The sequence below is a fragment of the Luteibacter sp. HA06 genome, assembly GCF_054061215.1.
Window position 1 is genome coordinate 4,739,525 of record NZ_JBSSDZ010000001.1, and the last position, 16,688, is coordinate 4,756,212.

General features: G+C 64.6%; 15 protein-coding genes. 8 read left to right on the plus strand and 7 right to left on the minus strand.

Annotation, left to right across the window (positions count from 1 at the left end; genetic code table 11):
- Positions 1 to 23: 23 nt before the first annotated feature.
- From ACVWWJ_RS21885 to ilvN, 8 genes are all read left to right on the plus strand, one after another.
- Positions 24 to 974 (plus strand): branched-chain amino acid transaminase, encoded by a 951-nt coding sequence (locus ACVWWJ_RS21885; protein ID WP_456969463.1) that lies wholly within the window; start codon positions 24 to 26, stop codon positions 972 to 974.
- Positions 971 to 2,386 (plus strand): 3-isopropylmalate dehydratase large subunit, encoded by a 1,416-nt coding sequence (gene leuC, locus ACVWWJ_RS21890; RefSeq protein WP_456969464.1) that lies wholly within the window; start codon positions 971 to 973, stop codon positions 2,384 to 2,386. The genes ACVWWJ_RS21885 and leuC overlap by 4 nt, the downstream gene beginning before the upstream one ends.
- The gene (leuD, locus tag ACVWWJ_RS21895) at positions 2,383 to 2,979 is read left to right on the plus strand and encodes a 3-isopropylmalate dehydratase small subunit (protein ID WP_456969465.1); all 597 of its coding nucleotides are present in this window, start codon (positions 2,383 to 2,385) and stop codon (positions 2,977 to 2,979) included. Before leuC ends, leuD begins: the two co-directional genes overlap by 4 nt.
- Positions 2,976 to 4,040, plus strand: coding sequence for a 3-isopropylmalate dehydrogenase (gene leuB, locus ACVWWJ_RS21900; protein WP_456969466.1), 1,065 nt, complete (start codon positions 2,976 to 2,978; stop codon positions 4,038 to 4,040). The genes leuD and leuB overlap by 4 nt, the downstream gene beginning before the upstream one ends.
- Positions 4,041 to 4,066: 26 nt before the next feature.
- Positions 4,067 to 5,806 (plus strand): dihydroxy-acid dehydratase, encoded by a 1,740-nt coding sequence (gene ilvD, locus ACVWWJ_RS21905; protein ID WP_456969757.1) that lies wholly within the window; start codon positions 4,067 to 4,069, stop codon positions 5,804 to 5,806.
- Positions 5,807 to 5,850: 44 nt separating this feature from the next.
- Positions 5,851 to 6,870 (plus strand): ketol-acid reductoisomerase, encoded by a 1,020-nt coding sequence (ilvC, locus tag ACVWWJ_RS21910; protein WP_456969467.1) that lies wholly within the window; start codon positions 5,851 to 5,853, stop codon positions 6,868 to 6,870.
- Between the two features lie 233 nt (positions 6,871 to 7,103).
- Positions 7,104 to 8,897, plus strand: a complete 1,794-nt coding sequence (gene ilvB, locus ACVWWJ_RS21915; protein ID WP_456969758.1) for a biosynthetic-type acetolactate synthase large subunit — start codon at positions 7,104 to 7,106, stop codon at positions 8,895 to 8,897.
- A gap of 2 nt (positions 8,898 to 8,899) precedes the next feature.
- Positions 8,900 to 9,406 (plus strand): acetolactate synthase small subunit, encoded by a 507-nt coding sequence (ilvN, locus tag ACVWWJ_RS21920; RefSeq protein WP_456969468.1) that lies wholly within the window; start codon positions 8,900 to 8,902, stop codon positions 9,404 to 9,406.
- Here the strand turns inward: ilvN and ACVWWJ_RS21925 are convergent.
- Genes ACVWWJ_RS21925 through ACVWWJ_RS21955 form a run of 7 tightly spaced genes read right to left on the minus strand, consistent with a single transcriptional unit; the run spans position 9,383 to position 16,523 of the window.
- A complete protein-coding gene (locus tag ACVWWJ_RS21925; protein WP_456969469.1) occupies positions 9,383 to 10,015 on the minus strand; it encodes a hypothetical protein in 633 nt (210 codons plus the stop codon). The genes ilvN and ACVWWJ_RS21925 overlap by 24 nt on opposite strands.
- A complete protein-coding gene (locus tag ACVWWJ_RS21930) occupies positions 10,015 to 10,686 on the minus strand; it encodes a hypothetical protein (RefSeq protein WP_456969470.1) in 672 nt (223 codons plus the stop codon). The genes ACVWWJ_RS21925 and ACVWWJ_RS21930 overlap by 1 nt, the downstream gene beginning before the upstream one ends.
- A 25-nt stretch (positions 10,687 to 10,711) precedes the next feature.
- A complete protein-coding gene (locus ACVWWJ_RS21935) occupies positions 10,712 to 11,380 on the minus strand; it encodes a DUF1120 domain-containing protein (protein WP_456969471.1) in 669 nt (222 codons plus the stop codon).
- A 35-nt stretch (positions 11,381 to 11,415) separates the two neighbouring features.
- Positions 11,416 to 12,585, minus strand: coding sequence for a hypothetical protein (locus tag ACVWWJ_RS21940; RefSeq protein ID WP_456969472.1), 1,170 nt, complete (start codon positions 12,583 to 12,585; stop codon positions 11,416 to 11,418).
- A 17-nt stretch (positions 12,586 to 12,602) separates the two neighbouring features.
- On the minus strand, positions 12,603 to 15,071 hold the full coding sequence (locus ACVWWJ_RS21945) for a fimbria/pilus outer membrane usher protein (RefSeq protein ID WP_456969473.1): 2,469 nt from the start codon (positions 15,069 to 15,071) through the stop codon (positions 12,603 to 12,605).
- A gap of 7 nt (positions 15,072 to 15,078) precedes the next feature.
- Positions 15,079 to 15,810, minus strand: coding sequence for a fimbria/pilus chaperone family protein (locus ACVWWJ_RS21950; protein WP_456969474.1), 732 nt, complete (start codon positions 15,808 to 15,810; stop codon positions 15,079 to 15,081).
- Between the two features lie 56 nt (positions 15,811 to 15,866).
- A complete protein-coding gene (locus tag ACVWWJ_RS21955) occupies positions 15,867 to 16,523 on the minus strand; it encodes a hypothetical protein (RefSeq protein ID WP_456969475.1) in 657 nt (218 codons plus the stop codon).
- Between the last annotated feature and the right edge of the window lie 165 nt (positions 16,524 to 16,688).

A 16,688-nucleotide genomic window follows, 5' to 3' on the forward strand; every position in this document is an offset into this window, starting at 1 on the left:
GTCGAGTCCTGAAGGAGCAACACATGGAAGCCCCGACCCATCTCTGGCACAACGGTCGCATCAAGACCTGGGCCGACGCCACCGTGCATGTCGGCGCACACGCGCTGCACTACGGCTCCTCCGTGTTCGAAGGCGTTCGCGTATACGCCACGCCAGACGGACCACGCTATTTCCGCCTGGAAGAACACACCGAGCGTCTCTTTCATTCCGCGCGCATCTACGACCTGGCGATGCCTTACGACGCCGATGCGATCAATCGCGCCTGTCGCGACGTCATCGCCGCCAACGGCCTCACCTCGGCCTATGTCCGCCCGATCGTCTTCCGCAGCGGCTTTACCTTCAGCCTCGCGCCGCCGTTGGACACCGCCGTGGATGTGGCCATCATCGCCCTGCCATGGGGGGCTTACCACGGTGCGGACGCCATCGAGAATGGTGTCGACGTGTGTGTCTCGTCGTGGAACCGCGCTGCGCCCAATACCTACCCGAGTGGTGCGAAGGCCGGCGGCAACTACCTCAACAGCCAGCTGATTGCCCGTGAAGCGATCAATGGCGGTTTTGCCGAAGGCATCGCCCTGGGCACTGACGGTCTGCTGAGCGAAGGCGCCGGCGAGAACCTGTTCATCGTGCGCAAGGGCACCATCTACACGCCGCCCGCCGCCTCCTCCATCCTCTGCGGCATCACGCGCGACTCCGTGCTGACCCTCGCCCGCGAGCGCGGGTTCAACGTGGTGGAACAATCGCTGCCCCGCGAGATGCTGTATTTCGCGGATGAAGTCTTCATGACCGGTACCGCGGCAGAAGTCACCGCCGTTCGCTCGGTCGATCGCAAGCCTGTCGGCAACGGTCGTCCCGGGCCGATCACCCGCCAGCTGCAGGAAGACTTCTTTGGCCTGTTCGATGGCCGCACCGAGGACCGCTGGGGCTGGCTGACCGCCATCGAAGAACCGGCCGTCGCCGGGAGGGCCGCCGCATGAGCGCCCGTACCCTCTTCGACAAGCTGTGGGACAGCCATCAAGTCGCACCGGAAACCGACAGAACACCCGGCGTGTTGTACATCGATCTGCATCTGGTCCACGAAGTGACCTCTCCGCAGGCCTTCGATGAACTGCGCTCACGCGGCCTGAAGGTGCGCCGCCCGGATCGCACCCTGGCAACCCTCGATCACTCCACGCCCACGCTGCCCGCCAATGCGAGTGGCGTCCGCCCCTATTACACGAAGGAAGCCGAAGCGCAGGTAGCAAAGCTGGAGTCCAATGTCCGCGAGTTCGGCATCGACCTGATGGGCTGGGACAGCCCGCAGCGCGGCATCGTGCACGTGGCGGGCCCCGAGGTCGGCGCGACGCAGCCGGGCATGACCATCGTCTGCGGCGACAGCCACACTGCGACGCATGGCGCCTTCGGAGCACTGGCTTTCGGTATCGGCACGACTGAGGTGGGCCACGTACTGGCGACGCAGTGCCTGCTCCAGCGCAAGCCGAAGTCGTTCGCGATCCACGTCGACGGTGCGTTGCAGCCCGGCGTCACCGCGAAAGACCTCATCCTGCACATCATCGGGACCATCGGCATCGGCGGTGGCACCGGCTACGTGCTCGAGTACATGGGCGACGCCGTGCGTGCGCTGTCGATGGAAGAGCGCATGACGGTTTGCAACATGTCGATCGAGGCGGGTGCGCGCGCCGGCTTGATCGCACCGGACGAGACGACGTTCACGTGGCTTGAAGGTCGCGAACGCGTGCCGAAGGGTGAGGCGTGGGACCGCGCTGTCGCGCGTTGGCGTGCACTACCCAGCGACGAAGGCGCGACCTACGACCGCGAAGTACGCATCGATGCTTCGAAGATCCAGCCGTCGGTAACGTACGGTACGCACCCCGGCATGGTCGTCGCTATCCACGCCAACGTCCCCGCCGCAGCGGACGCCGTGGAACAGCGCGCGCTGGATTACATGCAGGTCGTTGCCGGCAAGGCCATTGCTGGCGAGATCGTCGATGTCGTCTTCATCGGTAGCTGCACCAATGGACGCCTGTCCGATCTGCGCGCGGCCGCCGGCATCCTGCGTGGGCGCCGGGTCGCCGCCGGGGTGCGCGTGCTGGTGGTGCCGGGCTCGGAACAGGTCCGCCGCGACGCCGAGCGCGAGGGCCTGCACGAGATCTTCCGCGCGGCCGGTGCCGAGTGGCGGGAACCGGGCTGCTCGATGTGCATCGCCATGAACGGCGATCTCGCCCAGCCGGGTCAGCTCGTCGTCGCTACCAGTAACCGCAACTTCGAAGGACGCCAGGGCAAGGGCGCACGCACGGTGCTGGCCAGCCCGCTCGTCGCCGCCGCGTCTGCGGTGGCCGGTTGCGTTGCCGATCCCCGCGAATACATGACCCAGGAAGTTGCCGCATGAGCCAGACCAGCCGCCCACTCGCCTACGTGCATTCCTGCACTGCTGTGCTGCGTAATGAAAACATCGACACCGACCGGATCATTCCCGCGCGCTTCCTCACCACGACCGAACGCACGGGCCTGGGCAAGCACTGCTTCGAAGACTGGCGCTACGCCGCGGATGGCAGCGACAACCCGGAGTTCCCGCTGAACCAGTCCAGTGCCCGGGGCTGCGCGATCCTTGTTGCCGGGCATAACTTCGGCTGCGGCTCGTCGCGTGAGCATGCTCCCTGGGCCTTGCTGGATTACGGCATCCAGGCAGTCATCTCCAGCGAGATCGCCGACATCTTCCGCGGAAATTCCCTGAAGAACGGCCTGCTCGCGATCGTGGTGAGCGCCGCCGAGCATCGCTGGCTGCTCGACAACCCCGGCATCGAACTGCGCATCGACATCGCCGAAGGCTCCATCCGTCTGCCCGACGGTGGAACGATCCGCTTCGATCTCGACGCTTTCTCACGCCACTGCCTGCTCAACGGCGTCGACCAGATGGGCTTCCTGCTGCAACAGGAAGCAGCGATCGCCGCTTTCGAGCATCACATGGAGGAAGCCGCATGAAGGCCGAGATCGTCGTATTGCCGGGTGATGGCATCGGCCCGGAAGTCGCTGCGGCAGGTGTCGCCGTGCTGCGCCAGGTTGCCGAACGCTTCGGCCACCAGTTCACCTTCAGTGAGCACGCGATCGGCGGCGATGCGATCGACCGCTTCGGTGATCCACTGCCGCCCGAGACGCGCGAAGCGCTGCTGGCGGCCGACGCCATCCTGCTGGGTGCGGTCGGTGGGCCGAAGTGGTCGGATCCGAATGCAAAGGTCCGTCCTGAGCAGGGTCTGCTGGCCATGCGCAAGCTGCTCGGTGTTTTCGCCAACGTGCGTCCGCTCAAGCTTCATCCGCGCACCGCCGCGCTGTCTCCTTTGAAACCGGAGCGGACGCAGGGCGTGGATCTGGTGTTCATCCGCGAACTCACCGGCGGCATCTACTTCGGCGCAAAGACACGCAGCGAGACGGACGCCACCGACGAGTGCCGCTACAGCGTCGAAGAGATCGAACGCGTCGTCCGCCATGCCTTCGAACTGGCACGCACACGCAAGAAGAAGGTCACCTCGGTCGACAAGGCCAATGTGCTGGAGACCTCGCGCCTGTGGCGCTCGGTGGCGACGCGTGTCGGCGCCGACTATCCCGACGTCGAGCTGGAACACCAGCTGGTCGACTCGATGGCCATGCACCTGCTGACGCGCCCCGCCGACTACGACGTGATCGTTACCGAGAACATGTTCGGCGACATCCTGACCGACGAGGCGTCCGTGCTGGCCGGTTCGCTGGGCCTGTCACCCTCCGCCTCGGTCGGCGGTCCGGGGGCGGGCGTCTACGAGCCGATCCACGGCTCCGCGCCGGATATCGCCGGGCAACAGCTGGCCAACCCGCTCGGCACGATCCTCTCGGTCGCCATGCTGCTGCGTCATTCGCTGGGGCTCGCCGAAGAAGCCGCCGCGGTGGAAGCCGCCGTGGATCACGTACTGGAGCACGGTAATCTCACGCGCGACCTGGGTGGCACGGCGAGCACGAGTGCTGTCACGCACGCGGTTCTGGATGCATGTAACGCCAAGGCGGAGGCCGCATGAACAAGAAGACCATTCCCATTCGTACGCTGCGCAGCGACGCGATCAAGACCGGCCCGGATCGCGCACCGGCGCGCGCCATGCTCCGCGCAACGGGCCTGGACGATGAAGCCATCGCACGGCCGATGGTTGCCATCGTGCACAGCTGGTCCAACGTGTCGCCGTGCAACCTCAACCTGCGTGATCTGGCTGAAGCTGCTGCCGAGGGCGTACGCGCCGCCGGCGGTACGCCGGTGGAGTTCAACACCATTGCGGTTACCGACGGCATCGCCATGGGCACGTCCGGCATGCGGTCCTCGCTGGTCAGCCGGGAGCTGATCACCGACTCGATCGAACTGGCTGTCGACGGCCATTGCCTGGACGCCATGGTGGTGTTGTGCGGCTGCGACAAGACCATTCCCGCCGCCGCCATGGCGTTGGCACGGCTCAATATCCCGGGCGTCGCACTATATGGCGGCAGCATCGCCCACGGCAGCCGCAACGGTTGCCCGATTACCGTGCAGGAGGTGTTTGAAGCCGTCGGCGCACATGGCGCGGGCAAGATCGACGACGCCGAACTGGAAGACGTCGAGCGTCACGCCTGCCCGGGCGCCGGGGCCTGTGGTGGCCAGTTTACGGCCAACACCATGGCGATGGTGCTGACCACGCTGGGACTGTCGCCGGTGGGCCTGAACGATATACCGGCGACCGACCCGGCCAAACGCGACGCTGCCTTCCGCTGCGGCGAGCTCGCCATGGCATGCCTGGACAACAACCGCCTTCCGCGTGATGTCATGACGCGCGCGGCCTTCGACAATGCCGCACGCATGGTGGCCGCCACGGCGGGATCGACCAACGCCGTGCTGCATCTGCTGGCGATGGCCAACGAGGCACGCGTGCCCCTGAGCATCGAAGACTTCGAGCCCGCATCGGCGAACACGCCGGTGATCGCGGATCTGAAACCCGGCGGTCGCTATAGCGCCGTCGAGCTGACCGCCGCCGGCGGTACCGCTATCGTGGCGCAGGAACTGCGCAAGGCAGGACTGCTCACCGACACGCCGACCGTGACCGGACGCAGCCTGTTCGCCGAACTGGATGCCGCGCCATCCGCGACCCAAGGACAGCAGGTTGTTCGGCCCGTCGCTCATGCGTTCAAGCCGCGCGGTGGCTACAGCATTCTCTACGGCAATCTCTCACCTGAAGGTTGCATCCTGAAACTGGCGGGCCACGGGCGTACCAGCCATGCCGGACCTGCGCGCGTCTTCGAAAGCGAAGAGGACGCCTTCGCTGCCGTACAGGCAGGACGCATCCGTTCCGGCGACGTCATGGTCATTCGCAATGAAGGCCCCGCCGGTGGGCCGGGCATGCGCGAGATGCTGGCGGTGACAGCGGCACTCGTCGGTCGCGGCCTGGGCAACGACGTCGCACTGATCACGGACGGGCGATTCAGCGGTGCCACCCACGGTTTCATGGTGGGCCATATCGCTCCCGAGGCGGCGCGAGGTGGACCGATCGGACTGCTCCGCGAAGGCGACGCGATTTTCATCGACGCATCGACCCGCGAACTGCGCACTGACGCCGACCTCGCCTCACGACGTGGCACGTGGCAACCCACGGCACCGAGGGTGACTCGCGGCGTATTGGCGAAGTACGCGCGTCTGGTGGGCTCCGCGGCGGAAGGTGCTGTGACGCAGGCCTTCGATGACGCACCCGCGACCGCACCCGCCGCGACGCCCGGCCGCCGCAAGACCGACGAAGAAAGCATGACCCAGGAACTGATAGGCAACTGATCCATCTTTTTGTGCCACAACCTTCGCACCCCAGGAGACACCCCGTGACCGACAAGCAAGCCACCACCGCTCCCTTGCAGAATGCCCGTATCGCCGTGCTCGGCTACGGCAGCCAGGGTCGTGCGCATGCGCTCAACCTGAAAGACTCCGGTCTCGACGTCGTGGTTGGCCTGCGCCCCGGCGGTCCGTCGTGGAGCCGTGCCTACGTCGACGGTTTCGCCGTGGCCGAACCGGGCGACGCCGTGCGCGGTGCGGACCTGGTTGCCGTGCTGACGCCGGACATGACCCAGCCGGGGATCTACAAGGACGCGATCGAGCCGAACATCAAGCCTGGCGCGGCACTCCTGTTCGCCCACGGCTTCAACGTGCATTTCGGTCAGATCGAACCGCGCAAGGACATCGACGTGGTGCTGGTCGCGCCAAAGGGTCCCGGCGCGCTGGTTCGCCGCGAATACGAGATCGGGCGCGGTGTGCCCTGCCTGTATGCGGTGCATCAGGACGCCACCGGTCATGCCACCGAGCGCGCTACCGCCTATGCGGCTGGTATCGGTGGTGCACGCGCCATGCTGATCGAAACCGACTTCAAGGAAGAGACCGAAACCGATCTGTTCGGCGAACAGGCCGTGCTCTGTGGTGGTGCCAGCGAACTGGTGATCAAGGGCTTCGAAACCCTCGTCGAGGCCGGCTACCGACCGGAAATCGCCTATTACGAGGTGATGCATGAGCTCAAGCTCATCGTCGACCTGTTCTACGAAGGCGGCATCGCCCGGATGCTCGAGTTCATTTCAGAGACGGCGCAGTACGGCGACTACACGCGCGGCCCGCGCATCGTCGACGAAGGAACGAAGCAGCGCATGAAAGCCGTGCTCACCGAGATCCAGGACGGCACGTTCGCCCGCGAATGGACAGCCGAGTACAAGGCCGGCCTTCCGAACTACAAGGCATTCAAACAGCGCGACCTCGATCACCCGATCGAGAAAGTCGGTGCTCAGCTGCGCGCACGCATGCCCTGGCTGGCAACCAATCAACCGAAGCCGGACGTGCAACCCGCAAAGACCGAATAACCAAGCCGCACCCCGCCTCTTGTAGGAGCCGATTCATCGGCGATCCCGCGTAAGCGGGCAAGCGCGCCAGCACCTCAGGTCTCGGCGAGCACCCTTCGCCGATGAATCGGCTCCTACAACGGCAAGCCAAGGCTCCTCGCAATCGAAGGAAACGACACACCGTGAATGCGCAACTGGAATCCGTCGGCGACATTAGTCGCCGACCCGCAAAGCATCCCCTGGCCGGCACATCCATGACCGGGGCGGACATCGTCGTGCAGATCCTCGCCGATGAAGGGCTCGACGTACTTTTCGGTTACTCCGGCGGCGCTATCCTTCCCGTCTACGACGCGGTATTCCGTTACAACGAAACCCATCTCCGCGAGGACCTCAGCGAATCCCTGCCGCTCATCGTTCCGGCCAACGAGCAGGGCGCCTGCTTCATGGCAGCCGGCTATGCGCGCGCATCGGGCCGCGTCGGCGTGGCACTGGTCACCTCCGGACCGGGTGCGACGAACGCCGTGACCCCGGTGCGCGACTGTATGGCAGACTCGATTCCCCTGGTGGTCGTCTGCGGCCAGGTCCCGACCGGCGCAATCGGCACGGACGCTTTCCAGGAGGCGCCGATCACGGCGATCATGGGCGCGTGCGCAAAGCATGTGTTTCTGGTCACCGATGCCACCACGCTCGAGGCCACCCTGCGCACTGCGTTTCACATCGCACGCAGCGGACGGCCCGGACCCGTGGTCATCGACATCCCCAAGGATGTGCAGAATGCGCCACTGACTTTCGAAGGTCGCCGCGAGCTCGCCGTGCGTGGCTACCGTTCGCGCCTCCACGCGGTGGAGTCTGCCGTCATCGACGACGCGCACTGCTCGGCATTTTTCGCCATGCTCGCTCAAGCCAGGCGGCCGCTCATCTACGCCGGCGGCGGCATCGTTTCGGCGGGTGCGACGGACGCACTACGCGAGTTTGCGCACGCCTTCGGCTTGCCGGTCGTTACCACCCTGATGGGCATCGGTGGTTTCGACACCACCGATCCGCTCGCCCTCCACATGCTGGGCATGCACGGCGCTGCCTATGCGAACTACGCCATGGACGACTGCGATTTCGTCTTCGCCCTGGGTGCGCGCTTCGACGACCGCGTGGTGGGCGTCCCTGCCAAGTTCGCACCCAAAGCCCGAGCGATTGCCCAGATCGACATCGACCCCGCGGAGATCGGCAAGGTGAAAGCAGTCGACTGGCAACACATAGGTTCACTCGACACCTCACTGGAACGCCTGGTCGCCCACGGCCGCCGCATCGGATTCCGTGCGGACTACGCGCCGTGGCACGCTCACGTGGCCACATTGAAAAGCAGCCATGCCATGGATTTCTGTCGCGATGGCGAAGCGATCCACCCCTGTGCGGTTATCGAGGCGATCAACCGGATCACCGACGGCCGCGCGATCATCAGCACCGGCGTCGGTCAGCACCAGATGTGGGCGGCACAGTACTTCGACTTCCGGGAGCCACGGCGCTGGCTCACCTCGGGATCGATGGGCACGATGGGCTTCGGCCTGCCTGCGGCCATCGGCGCGCAATTCGCCCGCCGCGACCTCACCGTCATCGACATCGACGGCGATGCGAGCATCCGCATGAACATCGGCGAACTGGAAACGGTCACGACCTATGGCCTGCCGGTGAAGGTCGTGGTGATGAACAACGCCGGCGACGGCATGGTTCGCCAGTGGCAGAAGCTCTTCTTCAAGGGTCGCTTCTCCGCGTCGGACAAGAGCCTGCACAAGAAGGATTTCGTGCGCGCCGCGCAGGCCGATGGTTTCGAGTGGGCACAGCGTCTGGCCAACCCGGCTGATATCGAGTCGACCGTCGCGGACTTTCTCGCTTTCGACGGCCCGGCCTTCCTCGAAGTGGTGATCGACCCCGATGCCGGCGTCTACCCGATGGTTGGCCCGGGCTCGACGTACGCCGAAATGATCACGGGCGACTGGATCGCCAGCCGCCATGCGCCGGTGACCGATACCGCCGAACCCACAGGGATGTTCTGACCATGCGCCACCTGATTTCCATGCTCCTGCAGAACGAAGCCGGCGCACTCGCCCGCGTCGCTGGCCTGTTCGCGTCGCGCGGCTATAACATCGAAACGCTCACGGTGGCTGGGACCCAGGATGAAGATGTGTCACGGCTCAGCCTGACGGTGTCTGGTGACGACACTACTGTTGAACAGATCGTCAAACAGTCGGCGAAGCTCGTCGACGTGATCGAGATCGCCGACCTCACCGCACGCGAACACGTGGAGCGTGAACTGGTGGTGGTCCATATGACCGCCCCGCATGGTGCCGTGGACACATGCCTGGCCCGCCTGGGCGGCCGCCTCCTACAGCGGACCGAAGCGGGATCGATCGTCGAATACACGGGGCCGAGCAAGGCGATCGACGCGTTCCTCGATGCCATCGGCCCCGTGGACCCCCTCTTCACCCACGCCCGCAGCGGCGTCGCCGCCATCGGCCGGGCGTGGGCGCATGCAGTGGACTCAGAGGTACTCGATGTCGAATGAAACGTGACCTACAAGGTTGAGTTCGTCTTCCAGCACCAGGTCGATCTTCGGTGCAACGTAGACCGCAATGCTCAGCCACATCGACGCCGAGCCGACGAACGCAGGACCCGAGGTGGCGCCCTTGATCTTGTTCACACCGAGGTAGTACGCACCCTGGGAGAACGGGACGCTGGCATCGGTCGAACCGGTCCAGCCCTGCAAGTCTTCCGATGCAGTGACATAGGCCGCAACACCGTCAGCCAGCGCGCCGTTGTACTGCTCGGTCATCACGAAGTATCCGGTTGCCTTGCCGTTGCTTCCAAGCCCGAGGCCATATCGCTCCCGTGTATTGCCACCGCCGGTGGAAAGGTCGCGAGCCTTCATCGCGAACTGCGTCGGCCCGTCGCAGCCGATGAGCACCTTGTTGTCGAGATCGACGAAATGCGTGTACTCGGTCTCGATGGGGTTCAGATCTGACACGTGAAGATGTCCCAGATCCAGGGTGTCGCTATCGAGGGATACGTTGCATGACGACGGCCGTAGCGTCCCGCTGACCGCCAGCTCGGCACTCCCCCCAGCGAGAGCCGCCATGGGCACGCATATCAGGGCCAGGCCGATGACTCGCACCATCAGAAGTACCTGATCTCGAGACCCAGATCACTGGCAAACCCGATGTCGTCTGCAAGGTTCAGCTCGCTGGTCGGATCGATCTGCGGTCTGACGAGGAGGTCGACGCTCAGGTCCTTGATGCTGACCGGTACGTCGGTGCTGTACTCCGCCGTCACGAAGCCCACCGCATAACGTCCGTTGGTGATGGGCAGGTTCTCCCGCGACGGCGTGGATGGCCCCCACGTCGCGTGCCCAAGGTCACTCGTACCCTCGTTCGATCCCGTTGCATAGCCCTGCTTGCCTTCGATCTTGGTCGACTGTGCATCGAAAAGAAGGAACAGTTTTCCGGGCGTGCCACCGTCATCGTCGGCGCGCATATCGAAGACGAGTGGATGGGTGGCATCCGTGCCACCTGCCTCTGTCACGACAAACGCGTAACGCCGTGCACTCGGGCAATTCACCGCCGTCTTCACGCGCTGCTCGTCGAGTTTCGTCGGCTGGGCCGGGTCGGGATTCAGCATGCCTCGATGAATAGTGCCCAGATCCATCGCCGTGCTACCGAGCGTGACCGTGCACGCCGCGCCCGGCGTGATCGTGCCACCGACGGACAACTGGGCAGTGTTCGCCATGGCAACGCCGGACGCGACCAGAAGCAACGGTGCCGCGACAAGTGAAGGGATTCGGTAAGTCATTCAGCGTTTCCTTGTTGGGTGGTGATCAGAAGTACCGGATCTCGAAGCCCAGCTCACCGACCAGGCTGATCTGGTCGGTCAGGCCGATCTCGGACGTCGGCTTGATGTTTCCGTTGACGAGAAGATAGGTGTCGAAATCCTTGATCGGCAGCGGCGTCTCCCGACTGTCGTTACTCGTGACGAACCCCATGGCGTAGTGGCCGTTGGGGATGGGCCAGACACTGAACGTCGAGGGGCCCCACTGGGAAGTCGCAAGATCTCCCGGCAAGGCAGCGCCGGTGTAAAAGCCGGCCTTCCCCTCGATATGCGCTGTCGCGCTGTCGAAGCGAAACGTGAGATGCCCCATCACGGCCTGGTCGACATCCGAAACCAGCCTGAAGTTATCGTTGCTGCCAGCGCCCGTGCCGGTGCCGTCGCTTGCGATCAGTGCGTAGCGCCTCGCGGCAGGACAGTTGATGTACAGCTTGACATTCTTCTGTTCGAGTCTCGTCTCGCTGGCAGGATCGGGATTGAGCTCGATCCGCCCATAGTCCAGGGAACCCGCCTGGTCACCCAGCGTCATGACGCAGGCACCACCGGGAACAAGGGTTCCGCCGACGCGAAGGTCGGCGCTGGACGCGCCGGCCGAGCCGACCGAACTGGCAGCGACAAGCGCGAGAGATGCGCTGACAAGACCCAACAATCGATTCTTCATTCCAAGCTTCCTTATGTGAGATGGGTTTACGGTTTTCAATAGATGATCTCGAAGGTCACCAGCCCGTCCGCCTCGATCTCTTCGTCGAGGACAAGCGAGGACCGTGGTGCGATGTAGATCGTGGCGTCGAGATCGACGCTCAGGGCGGTGAGAGGGATGGGACCCGTGGTACTGCCGGGCACGCGGGCATAACCGTGTCGCTCCGATCCGTCATGGCTCGCCACGACGACGTCTCCTGCCGGCATCCACGATCGGCCACCATCCACCGAACGCGTCGCGTGAAGCTCGCCTTGATCGGATGTGGCAATCGCGGCCCAGCGCAGGACATAAGCACCGATCGGCCTTCCTGTACGGGTCGTCCCCAGCCCGAACAGCTCGCCAGGCAAGAGGCTGACGCCCGTATCAACGGGAATCGAGACCGTTCCCGATCGTTCGTCCCGCATAATGCGGAAGGCAAACGGCATCGGCGCGTCGCAAAGCACTTGCAAACGGCCTTCCCGGGACGACGGCACTCGCGTCGACGCACCGTGCGCATCGAGGTCCGTCGAACGAAGCGGCGCGAAAGTGATGTGCCGTGCCACGTCGACTTTGCAGTTACCGGCCAGCACGTCCGCCTGCAGCGACAACGTGCCCGAGGCTCCGGACACGAGCGCTTCAACCGAACCGGTGGCGGTCACTCGCGTGGTGTCACGAACATCCAGGGCGCGCTCATCCATCTGCGTGTCGATATCGATCTGTGCGGTAAAGACGCGACCCGGAAGCGCACTTCCGTCCTTCACTGGCACCAAGACCTGATCGGGCTCCCAAGGGAGGGAATCTGCCAGGCGGATCAGCTCGCCTCCTTCGCGACCCTGTTGTCCCACCTCCACCGATGCGCCATCGAGCGAAGCGTCGCGAAGGCGAAGCGTGAAACGCCCCCGGTCGCCGAAGCGATACGTCGTCGCGTCCACAGCCACACCTTGAAAGCGCACCGCCATGTCGCCGGGCTCGGGGCAGACGATGCGTAGCGAAGCCATGCGCGCTGGCAGGACCAGCTGGCCACTGGCAGAGACCTCCATCGTGGCGCGGCTCAATCGGCCGTAGTCGACCTGCGCCCCCGTCAGGCTTACGTCGCAGCCCGCGTCCATGCCGCGCACCGTCGGAACGAAGCCCACCAGCAACAGTACCGCCGCGACCCAGCGATACGTTGCTCCTCTGCGCGCCATGAACGCCGACCTTGCGGTCACGGCGCAAGCCCTCCTACCGCTCGGCACACAGCGGCCGCGGTCTCGTAGTACGCCGCCCTGTTCGTCTCGGAGGGCAACTCATAAACCAATTCGCAACGCGGCACCTCGGGGCCACTGACCCAAAGGCGCGAGGCCTGCAGCGCGTTGGGAACGAAGATCTGCCCGTCGCCCTGGACCAGGCTCACGAGGTCGCCGCTCTCGTCAGTCACGGTGGCGCCAACCGGAAAGCGACGTCCTTCGACCGTCGTCGCACTGAGCAGGACGCGGCGCGTGGTCGAGACGGCGAAGGCCAGAGTCGTCACCGCGCCACGTCCGACCTCGATGACGGCAGCGCCGTTCTCGATATCCACGTTGCGTGGCAAGGAACCCGTGTCGACGGCGATGCGGCTCTTGCCGAACGCACTCAATTGAGGAATCACCGCGTAGCCGCGTGCATCTGTCCAGACCGGCCCACCGGGAGTCGACACACGAACGTTGGGTGTATCACCCACCGACACCACACCAAAGGTATCGCGGACGGCATAGGGCGACGCGGTCAGGCCGTGGTTGTGGACAACGAGGCCGCCCCGAAGGCCAAGGCTATAGCTGTCACTTTCCGGGTTTCGCGTGTACCCCGTATCGAGCTGGAAGTATTTCGGCAGGAATGACATACCCGCCGACACACTGCCGCGCCGATCACTGGACCGATATTCCAGGCTGGTGCGGTAACTCGCGTACTCGTTGATCTGGTCCGAGAAGTTCGCGCCATAGCGAGTCTCGCCCCCGTATCGACGCACCGACGTTCCGAGACGGCGGTTTTCCCCGAGCGGAACGCTGAGATTGAGGTAGATGCTGTTGCCGTTGCGATCGGTACCGCGTTCGCGGTCCGGATTGCCCAGGCTCCATTCGGCCGACACCGACACCGAAGCGCGCCCCACGCGCGTTCCCCACGATGCCATCGCCCTGCTGGTCCGTCGCCCGTCGAAAAGCATCGTGCGCGCGTAGCCCGCACTCAGGCTGCCGAAGTCCGCGCGTGACCACGACAGGGAAGCCGAGGACTGGTCGCGCGTCCGGGTACGGCGAGAATCGATATTCGTCGTGACCGTGGTATCTGCGAGCTCACGATAGCCTCGCCCCTGTCGGGTATGCGACACCGCAAACGACCACTGATCGTCAAGGCGCTGTGACAGCGTCAACAGGGCCTGCAACCCCGATGATGCTTCTCGTGGCGCCTGTGCGGCGCTGAGATTGAATTGAAGCTGTGAACCAAAACGAGTCGACGCGACGACACCCAATCCCGCCGCCCGGTACCTCGATGCGCCCAGGACGCCACCGCTCAACAGGACGCCCCGGCGGAGTGGACGTGTCCACCCGCCACTCATCAGCCACGGCGCTTCACCACTGCCCGTGTTTCGTGCCCTGCCCGCGCCGAACGAAAAACCGGAGGAGGACATCGTGTCGCTGGCCATCGCCGCGCTGACCACGAAGTGCTGCGCATCGCCGCCTGACCCTATGACGGTGACATCCAGATCGGCGTAACGATTGATACGAGGAATGTCCGAGAGCGAAAAGGGGCCTGCGGGCACGACCGTGGTGTAAACCAGCACGCCGCCCTGGCGAACCTCCACGCGCGCCTGGCTCTGCGCGATACCCTCGACGGCGGCCCCGCTACGCTGGGTAGCCAGCGCCTGTTCGCTCAGGATCTGCGCACCGACCATCTGCGCGCCGGACAGGACCGGATTGACAAGGTTGATTTCGCCTACCTGCAATACGGCGCGGTGTCTGGCAAAGGTGCGCTGTGCGTAAGTGTCCAGCACCTCCGTGCGGCGCCGACCATCGGTCATCGTGGAGACCTGGCGGCTACGAACGACCCAGTCGCCGGCATTGACACCCAGCTCGGTGTTGGCGGACCCATAGCGGCTCGAACGCGATCCCCAACGACTATCCAGCGCGACGATCTCGTAGTTCAGCAGTGCCGCGGTACCGCCGCCGGAGAATTCCGGGGCGTCTTCAGTGGGTCGACGCAAGGCATCGGTGGGCACCAGCAGGGCGACGCTCGCCGCGCTGGAGTCGACCTCGATGCTCGCCTGCGGCCAGTGCGCCATCAGGTCGACGCAGGCCGGCTCCGCGGATGTCTCGCGCGTCGATGGTGGGTCGATGCCTGCGGACTGCAGCAGTGTCGTATCCGCGCAGAGCTCGCCGTCGCGATCGAAGCGCGCGCTGACCTGCCCGAGCGGCCGGCCATTCACGTGCAGCGACACGGTGTGGCGTCCGGTAGTGAAGCGAGGCGCTTCGCGAAAGTAGCCGGCGAGCTTCGGATCGATACCTCGTAGCCGGAGCATGTTTTCATCGAACTCGACTCCCTTCTCCCGGGGCGGTGATGCCGGCGACGCGACAGGGTCTTCGGGTGAAACGCCATAGGCTTCGACCATCTCGGAGACGCATGCGAGCGGCAACCACACGAGTCGCATGGGAGTAACGCGCATGAGACTTTCAGGGCGTAACGGCGACGACGGGTGCGTCGTAGGCATCCACCGCGAAGCCATAGACGGTGGCCGGATACATGCGTACGGATGTCGCAGTGCGGGCCGCATCGGGTAGTGCCAGGGTATGCCGTGTTCCCGGCAACACGTACGACGCAGGAAACTGCACTGAGGCCATCATGGGCAGGAGCTGGAGTTCCTGGCCCATGCGAACCACGTACGGTGTGTCGTTGCGAACGATCAGCTCACCCTGGACGATCGACCATGTGAGGCCCTTCCAGGGCTCGCGATTCGGCGACAGCCCCTTGGGATGGATGATGACCGGGAGGTTCTGCCTGATGTTGACAGCGACGCTGGCGCGACCCGGTTCCAGCTTGTTCTTTGCCTGCAGCCCCTCGAAGAGCACGCGTTTCAACCGCTGTGTCTTCAACGGCTCGGCGTTGCGCAGGATGAATCGCACGAGTTGGCTCTGGCCCGGCTCGACGCGCGACACGGGCGGCGTGACAAACAGGAGCGGCTCGGCATCCTCGGGGATGTCCTGCAACGTGACGTGGAGCAGGGACGGACGCGGATCCGTGTTCCTGACATTGACCGCAGCCTCGCCTTCGTCCTCATACACGATGACCACCGAGGTTTCCGGCAGCATGCCATCAGCGAGTACAGGCGCCGCGGTCAGGCACGCGAACGGCATCGCGACGAGCGCAAGGTACTTGCGGCCGTTGCGCAGGATGATGGTATTCATTACATCGACACTCCGGACTGCCTGGCCCCCGGCATCGGCGCCGGGGGCCGCATCACTTAGTAAAGGATTTCGATCGTGGCCGTTCCGCCGAACTCGAGTTCTTCCGTTACTACCGGATCCTTCGCCAGTACCGCATCGATCTTGAGCGGGACGATGAGCGAAGCCAGCTTCGCCGGCTCGGTGGCCGCGCTGCTCGCTGCGAAGGCGAAGGCTTCCTTGTCGATATGGTCGAATGGAACGATGCCGGTGACGGGCGCAGCCCAGACCTTCCCTTCGCCTTTATCCATGGATTTCAGGACGAACGTGTTGTCCGTCATCTGGGCCGCGTCGATGCTCAGCTTGAAATAGCCATTCGCGACGTTCTTGCCGCTCTGGTCGTTGCGTCCGAGGCTGTAATGATTGTCACCCGGCGTTGAGACGCCAAGGCCCGAGTCCGTCGCCTTCAGGCGAAACTGCGCCGCGGCACCATCGCAAACGACACTCAGCGCAGAGGTCTTCGACGCGAGCTCCAGATCCTGACCCGCGGTGAAGTCGCTCAGGTTGACCGTACCCAGGTCCACCGCGGCATCACCCACGATCGACACGTTGCACGATGCCGGCGTGATAGTGCCCTTGACCTGGAGGCTTGCCGAACTCGCCGCGCCGGCGGCCATGGAGGCCAGGGGAGTGAGAAGGGCGATGGTGACGCCAGTAAACAATGCAAGATGACGCATGGGACAACTTCTCCTTCAGTGGCCGATGTGGCCGTAAAACTCCTGCGTACCGATGCGTTGCATCACGGTTGCGCTACAAGAGGTCGGCCATCGTAGCGATGGCTTCCTCAGGCCGACATAGGATCACTCCTAATTCCGTCGGCGAATAAAAAAGTTCCCGCTCAA

What these genes read in the sequence shown, in the direction of transcription:
- ACVWWJ_RS21885 (WP_456969463.1), top strand. Translation starts at nt 24, where the DNA reads ATGGAAGCCCCGACCCATCTCTGGCACAACGGTCGCATCAAGACCTGG.
- leuC (WP_456969464.1), top strand. Translation starts at nt 971, where the DNA reads ATGAGCGCCCGTACCCTCTTCGACAAGCTGTGGGACAGCCATCAAGTC.
- leuD (WP_456969465.1), top strand. Translation starts at nt 2,383, where the DNA reads ATGAGCCAGACCAGCCGCCCACTCGCCTACGTGCATTCCTGCACTGCT.
- leuB (WP_456969466.1), top strand. Translation starts at nt 2,976, where the DNA reads ATGAAGGCCGAGATCGTCGTATTGCCGGGTGATGGCATCGGCCCGGAA.
- ilvB (WP_456969758.1), top strand. Translation starts at nt 7,104, where the DNA reads ATGACCGGGGCGGACATCGTCGTGCAGATCCTCGCCGATGAAGGGCTC.
- ilvN (WP_456969468.1), top strand. Translation starts at nt 8,900, where the DNA reads ATGCGCCACCTGATTTCCATGCTCCTGCAGAACGAAGCCGGCGCACTC.
- ACVWWJ_RS21925 (WP_456969469.1), bottom strand. Translation starts at nt 10,015, where the DNA reads ATGGTGCGAGTCATCGGCCTGGCCCTGATATGCGTGCCCATGGCGGCT.
- ACVWWJ_RS21930 (WP_456969470.1), bottom strand. Translation starts at nt 10,686, where the DNA reads ATGACTTACCGAATCCCTTCACTTGTCGCGGCACCGTTGCTTCTGGTC.
- ACVWWJ_RS21935 (WP_456969471.1), bottom strand. Translation starts at nt 11,380, where the DNA reads ATGAAGAATCGATTGTTGGGTCTTGTCAGCGCATCTCTCGCGCTTGTC.
- ACVWWJ_RS21940 (WP_456969472.1), bottom strand. Translation starts at nt 12,585, where the DNA reads ATGGCGCGCAGAGGAGCAACGTATCGCTGGGTCGCGGCGGTACTGTTG.
- ACVWWJ_RS21945 (WP_456969473.1), bottom strand. Translation starts at nt 15,071, where the DNA reads ATGCGCGTTACTCCCATGCGACTCGTGTGGTTGCCGCTCGCATGCGTC.
- ACVWWJ_RS21950 (WP_456969474.1), bottom strand. Translation starts at nt 15,810, where the DNA reads ATGAATACCATCATCCTGCGCAACGGCCGCAAGTACCTTGCGCTCGTC.
- ACVWWJ_RS21955 (WP_456969475.1), bottom strand. Translation starts at nt 16,523, where the DNA reads ATGCGTCATCTTGCATTGTTTACTGGCGTCACCATCGCCCTTCTCACT.